1 tRNA gene is annotated in these 288 nt (G+C 47.2%); it reads right to left on the bottom strand.

Annotation, left to right across the window (positions count from 1 at the left end):
* Nucleotides 1–187: 187 nt before the first annotated feature.
* Nucleotides 188–263, bottom strand: a tRNA-Ala gene (locus AC2AXP_RS22755).
* Between the last annotated feature and the right edge of the window lie 25 nt (nt 264–288).

Here is a 288-nt window from a genome sequence, read left to right as displayed (position 1 = left end):
GACATCATCGTATTGCTACATTTGAGAGACTCTATGACAGGTTACTCCTCATCCCAAACTGCTACGGGGGACAAGTTTCAGCCGTCATGTTTCAATTTTCAGCTTGTTCCAGATTGTTAAAGAGCAAAATACTTCGCAGCATACTGTTGCCAATATACTCTGAAGTATTGAAATTCAAGGACCTATATGGTGGAGCTAAGCGGGATCGAACCGCTGACCTCCTGCGTGCAAGGCAGGCGCTCTCCCAGCTGAGCTATAGCCCCATACAGTCACTGACAGAGACCTTCG

The sequence above is a fragment of the Serratia sp. Sp408 genome (genome assembly GCF_057180665.1).
Note: the sequence above shows the minus strand (reverse complement) of the source record. Positions and strands in the feature narration are given on the sequence as shown.